Source organism: Negativicoccus succinicivorans, from assembly GCF_018373335.1.
GTDB lineage: Bacteria > Bacillota > Negativicutes > Veillonellales > Negativicoccaceae > Negativicoccus > Negativicoccus succinicivorans_A.
Genome location: NZ_JAHAHH010000075.1, coordinates 1 through 6,101, shown reverse-complemented (window position 1 = coordinate 6,101; position 6,101 = coordinate 1). Strand labels below are relative to the sequence as shown.

Here is a 6,101-nt window from a genome sequence, read left to right as displayed (position 1 = left end):
TATGCCTCACCGTTTTCGCGCAATTCATAAATAGACGTTGCCTTGCGTAAAATTTCTTCATAGGGAGAAAGAGGATGGCCGCTCACGTAAAAGCCGAGCGTTTCTTTTTCGCCGGCCAAGAGCGTCGCAAGATTCCAGGCAGGTACATTGGGATAGGTTAATGTCGGTACGGCTAACGGAATGTCATCAAACAATCCTGTTTGCAATGAATTGGCATTTTCCCGCTCTGTTGTGCCGATTCGAATCGCATCCGGCACTGCTTCATAAATTTGAGCACGATGAATTCCTTCGGCATCTGCCAAATGATCCATAGCGCCGGCACGAACCAGGGATTCGGCAGCGCGCTTATTCACCGCAACATGCTCCGCCAAGTCAATCAGTGACCGGAAACCGACCGGTGTGTCGCCCTGTGCCTTTTCTTCCTGCAAAATATTTTCGCGCGCTTTGACGATCGCTTCCGCCAAGCCGTCGCCTACATTTTTGACCGCGGAAAGTCCGAAGCGAATTGCGTCTTCTTCCACCGTAAAATCGACCGCACTTTGATTAATGTCCGGCCCCAATACACGAATGCCGTGCAGACGGCAGTCGGCAATATAATGGCTTAATTTATCACTGTTTTCTTTATAACTCGACATCATCGCCGCCATAAATTCCGGCCGATAATGCGCTTTCAAATAAGCGGTTTGCCAGGCAATCAATCCATAACAGGCGGAGTGTGATTTATTAAAACCGTAACCGGCAAAATACACCATCTGATCGAAAACATGATTGGCGATCATGGTAGGGATGCCTTTTTGTTCCGCTCCCGCTAAAAACTTATCGCGTTGCGCCATCAAGACGTCTTCTTTCTTTTTGCCCATCGCACGACGCAGCAAGTCCGCTTCACCGAGAGTAAAGCCGCCAAGGACAGACGAAATTTGCATCACTTGTTCTTGATACAAGATAACGCCGAATGTTTCTTTTAAAATCGGTTCCAATAACGGATGCAGATATTCCACCTGCGCATCGCCGTGACGACGGCGAATAAAATCTTCCGCCATCCCGCTGCCGAGCGGTCCCGGACGATACAGTGCCACCATCGGAATCAAATCGGCAAACCCTTCCGGTCGCAATTGTTTTAAAAGCGCCGTAAAGCCGGACGATTCGGATTGAAACACGCCGACGGTATCCCCCTCGCAAAGCATCGCGCAGGTTTCGGGATCGGTCTCGGGCAAATGATCCACGTCCACGGTGATGCCTCGATTTTTTCGGATCAACTCAACGGTTTCCTGGATCACAGTCAAGTTACGTAAGCCCAAGAGATCCATCTTTAATAAGCCAAGCTCTTCCACGGTATCTTTTTCATACTGCGTCTGCAAATAATCATCTGCAGACTTTTGCAACGGCACATGTTCAGCGACCGGATCTTTACTGATCACAATACCCGCCGCGTGCGTGCCGGCATGACGGCTTAATCCTTCCAATGCCAGCGCGTAATCGATGAGCTGATGAATTTGCGGCTCACTGTCATAGGCGGTCCGAAGTTCCTTCACGCTTTCCAACGTATCTGCAAGCGTCACACCCGGTCCGCCGGGTATCATTTTGGCGATGCGATCCACATCGGGGTAGGGCAAATTCATGACACGCCCGACATCACGTACGACTGCTTTGGCTGCCATCGTGCCGAACGTGATGATTTGTGCGACATGCTCGGAGCCGTATTTGCGCGCCAAGTAGTCGATGACATCCGCACGGCCTTTATATCCGATATCGGTATCAATATCCGGCATACTGATACGCTCCGGATTCAAAAAGCGTTCAAACAACAGCCCGTGTGCCAACGGATCAAGATTGGTAATGCCCAATAAGTAAGCGACGATACTGCCCGCTGCCGAGCCGCGCCCCGGCCCTACCGCAATATCCTGCGATCGCGCATAAGCGATAAAGTCCATGACAATCAAAAAGTAGTCACTGAAACCCATGCTTTCAATAATTCCGAGCTCATACTCCAACCGTTCTCTGACTTCATTGCTGATGACATCATACCGCTTCGGAAGTGCTTCCTCACATAATTTGCGCAGATATGTTTGCGCAGTAAATCCTTCCGGCACCTGAAACGCGGGCAAGTGATACTCACCGAATATAAAATCGACTTGACAACGCTCCGCGATAGCCACTGTATTGCTGAGAGCTTCGGGAACATCGGAAAAAAGCGCCGCCATCTCATCGCCGGACTTGCAATAGTACTCGTTATTAGCAAACTTAAACGTCTGATTATCTAACGTTTGTCCGGTAGAAATACACAAGCGCACATTTTGAGCACCGGCATCCTCCCGTCGAATATAGTGGAAATCATTAGTCGCCACCAGACCGACGCCGTATTCACGTGCCAATGCGATCAACGGTTCACGTACAGCTTTTTCCTCCGGTAATCCGTGATCCTGTAATTCAATAAAATAATTTTCCCGACCGAATGTCTGAATGTACCATTCGATGATTTCCCGCGCCTTTGCTTCGTCGCCGGCCAGCAACGCTTGCGGCAACTCGCCGTTAATACAGGCGGACAGCGCAATCAAGCCGTCGGCATATTGCGCGATGGCTTCACGGTTCACACGCGGTTTGCGCCAATATCCGACCGTATTGGCGATCGTATCGAGCTTTGACAGATTGCGATACCCCTCATTGGTTTCCGCCAGCAAGATCAGGTGGCGCAACTTCTCTTTACCGCCTAAATCCTGCGCGCCGAGTTCACGTTCGGTCACATACACTTCGCAACCGATGATTGGCTTGATCCCCTGCTTTAACGCTTCCTTATACAGATAAACCGCACCGTACATAACGCCATGATCGGTGATAGCCAGCGCCTCTTGGCCAAGTTCTTTAACATAAGCGACCAGGTCTTTGATGCGACTGATTCCATCAAATAAACTGTACTCCGTATGCGTATGCAGATGTACAAAAGGTGTCATGGTCGCCTCCTCTCTTATACCGATTACACTATTGATGTCTGCGGTACACATTGGTCATGTCCCGCCGTGCCGATAAATTCACGTAAAATCGAATTCGACGGTACCATCGCCGGATTCAGTGGCTCAAAAACATTTAAAAACTCAAGTAAACGGTGCGCCTCATTAGCCACCGGTGAAGTATTCGGAATCGCTTTTAAAAGCGGCTCCGCCAACACCTTAAGTACCGGAAGTTCATACAACAGCGCCGTATTGAAAATAATATCCGCTTCTTCCTGGAAAGGGAAAATATAGGATTCTTCGCCAAAGCGTACATTCCGCCAAATTTTCAGTGTCTCTTCCGCACTGTGCGCACGAAACTGATTGTCACGGACCATACGACGCAATAAACGGGTGTCCGTAGTGGAAATTCGATTGTGATCGCTGATGGTCAACTGCGTCAACGCGCCCAGGTAAAGATGCAGCCTCTGATAGGCAGGTACGGCACGCGAAACGCTCGGATTCAGCGCATGCAGTCCTTCCAAAATGATCGGCTGATCAGGATGCAAGGTGGTTTCCCGCTCCGCAAAATATTGCTTACCGTGAACAAAATCATAGCGGGAAAGCTTTACGGGTTCCCCTGCCAAAAGAGCCGTCAGCTGCCGTTCCAAAAGCGCCGTGTCCAACGCGTCAACGGATTCATGATCGATCTCATCATCGTCTGTCCGCGGACGATCATCCAAACTATAGTAATAATCGTCCAGAGAAATCATTACCGGCTGAATACCGTTGACCTGCATTTGTACCATCAGTCGCCGCGTAGTGGTCGTTTTCCCCGCCGAAGACGGTCCGGCGATCGTAATTAACCGAATACCGGGTCGACTTTCCGCGACACGGTCGGCAATTTGCGCCAGCTGTTTTTCATGCAGCGCTTCCGCCATGGCAATAATCTCTTTAATACGACCGTCGGCAATCGCGCGATTTAAATCCCCTACATAGCGACATCCGACCCGTTCGCTCCAGTTCGTCGCTTCAAAAAAGACGCGTGCAAACTCACGCAATTCCACATATTCAGGCAAAGCATGCGCCGAATAAATATTAGGAAAGCGCAGTAAAAATCCCGGCGCGTAATGGACGACATCAAACACATTTACCTGACTCATATCTTGCAATAACGGACCGAAATAAAAGTCAACATAATCGTCGCAACGGTAAAGATAAATCTGGTTCGGACGAAGCGCCTGCAGACGTTCCACTGCGCGCAGGCGTCCCGACTTTTGACAATACGCAATCGCTTCCTCTTTACTTTCCGTCTGTTTAATGATCGGTCGACCTTCCTTCACAATTTCGTGCATTCGATCTTCAATTTTTTGTATTTGAGAAATTGTTGTCGGTCGATCCTGAATAATCTGTCCGTATAAGGCGCGCCCGAGGGAGTGTTCAATCTGCACTCTGGCATCCGGATACAATTCACGAACAGCCATCGCCATCAGCATAATCAAAGTCCTCTGGTACGCACGATTGCCGATAGGAGATTGTAACGACTCGAAACTGATGACGGCATCATGTTGCAAAGAGGCTGTGAAGTCGAGAGTCCGCCCGTCCACCAATGCGAATACTGCCCCCGGGGCCGTTTCCCTAACGCTTTCCCAGACCGCCCCCACGGTGGTACCCTCAGGTACATTCAGAGTTTGTCCCTGATATTGTAGTGTAAGCATTTTTACCTCCCGTCATTCGTCTCACGCAGTTCATTAAGTTACTTATTATTATAACATGCAACTTTTTGGGTAACGTTGAGACAGATACGTCAGTTCTATTGTAAACTAATACACTTAGTTTTGTTGACTATTCTTGAAATCTTCGTTATAATGTCTCAAGTAAAGGAGATCCATATGCACTCATTGTACAAAACCGCCTGTCGTTTGGAAACCGGTCTCACGGCGGAGGTTGTAATCGGTCGTTTGCGTCTGACGCTGACGCCTGCCGCTTCTCATGCCGAAGTTCGCACTCGCCGTAACGCCGCTACCGTGACGGTCAGCAATGCGGAAGGTACGCTCGTGATGACTTTGCTTGCCGGTGCACCGCATCCACACGCGAAGCATGCGGATGCGATTCCGCAAAACGCTCTGCTTTGGCGCTCATTTAGTGCCACCGAAGTGCATGCGTTTGTCGATGCCATGAATGACACCAACCCAATCCATCAGGGAGATTGTCCTGTGGTGCCGGGGTATCAGATGTTGACCGCCTGGCTTCAAGAGCACCGCGATGTAGTTTCCTGCGACATGCGCTTTCATCATGCCGTAAAAAGCAATACTTCTATTTATTTAATAACCAACGGCGCAATGGTGCAAGCGTATACAACATTCGGACTTGCCTTTACACTATCATTTACCAAAGGAGTTGCAAAATGAGTTCTTTAACAGCACGTGATTTAACCAAGATGGCCTTGCTGGTCGCGCTTCTGTTCGTAGCCGCCTACATTGTCATTCCCTTACCCTTTACCCCCGCCATGATTACCGCGACAACCCTGGTCTTTAACTTGACCGCTTTTTTATTGCCGCCGAAGCAAACTCTGATTGTTTGCGTTGTTTATACTTTGTGCGGTGCGGCAGGATTGCCGGTCTTCACCGGCGGCGTTGGCGGCTTGGGTAAGGTATTCGGTCCGACCGGCGGTTTCATTTTCGCATTTATGGTTGCCTATCCGTTGGTCAGCCTGTTCAAAGGTAAGGCGCGTTCGTTCTGGCGCTACGTAGCGGCGGGCGTCTTCATCGGTATCCCGATTACCTATATCGGCGGTGTCCTCGGCATGATGATCGTGCTGCATCTGGATCTCTGGCCGGCCATCGTAGCAGGTGCGTTACCGTTTATTCCGGGCGATATTTTAAAAACCATTGTCGCCGCTTTTATTGCCTTGAAGATTCGAGTGTAATATGCGCGAAGTTTATCTTGTCGACTGCCGCCGCACGCCGATTGGCGTTTCCGGCGGCAGTCTTCGTTACACACCTCCGGAAAAATTGGCAGCGGCCGTAATGACAAAGCTGTGGAATGATGCCAATCGCCCGCATGTCGATGCGATCATCGGCGGCAATGCTGTCGGCACAGGCGGGAATCTCACGCGGCTCGGCGCGCTTTACAGTGAGCTGCCTGAAAGCATACCTGCGTGGACGCTCGATATGC

General features: G+C 50.1%; 4 protein-coding genes and 1 pseudogene. 3 read left to right on the top strand and 2 right to left on the bottom strand.

Going from position 1 to position 6,101, the window contains the following annotated elements:
- Both KH813_RS05755 and KH813_RS05750 read right to left on the bottom strand, forming a co-directional pair.
- A partial coding sequence (locus KH813_RS05755) for a DNA polymerase III subunit alpha (protein ID WP_303994381.1) occupies positions 1-2,948 on the bottom strand: 2,948 nt, incomplete at its 3' end.
- Positions 2,949-2,971: 23 nt separating this feature from the next.
- Entirely contained in the window at positions 2,972-4,642 is a 1,671-nt protein-coding gene (locus KH813_RS05750; RefSeq protein WP_303994379.1) for a nucleoside kinase, read from the bottom strand.
- 174 nt (positions 4,643-4,816) lie between these two features.
- On the opposite strand from KH813_RS05750, the gene KH813_RS05745 reads away from it, so the two are divergent.
- The 3 genes and pseudogenes from KH813_RS05745 to KH813_RS05735 form a co-directional block, all read left to right on the top strand.
- Entirely contained in the window at positions 4,817-5,335 is a 519-nt protein-coding gene (locus tag KH813_RS05745) for a hypothetical protein (RefSeq protein ID WP_303994378.1), read from the top strand.
- The gene (locus KH813_RS05740) at positions 5,332-5,853 is read left to right on the top strand and encodes a biotin transporter BioY (protein ID WP_303994377.1); all 522 of its coding nucleotides are present in this window, start codon (positions 5,332-5,334) and stop codon (positions 5,851-5,853) included. The genes KH813_RS05745 and KH813_RS05740 overlap by 4 nt, the downstream gene beginning before the upstream one ends.
- A 1-nt stretch (position 5,854) precedes the next feature.
- A pseudogene (locus tag KH813_RS05735) lies at positions 5,855-6,101 on the top strand (acetyl-CoA C-acyltransferase); the annotation flags it as partial.

Bases quoted from the DNA above. Each gene is read 5' to 3' on its own strand.
- KH813_RS05750 (WP_303994379.1), bottom strand. From the start codon at position 4,642: ATGCTTACACTACAATATCAGGGACAAACTCTGAATGTACCTGAGGGT.
- KH813_RS05745 (WP_303994378.1), top strand. From the start codon at position 4,817: ATGCACTCATTGTACAAAACCGCCTGTCGTTTGGAAACCGGTCTCACG.
- KH813_RS05740 (WP_303994377.1), top strand. From the start codon at position 5,332: ATGAGTTCTTTAACAGCACGTGATTTAACCAAGATGGCCTTGCTGGTC.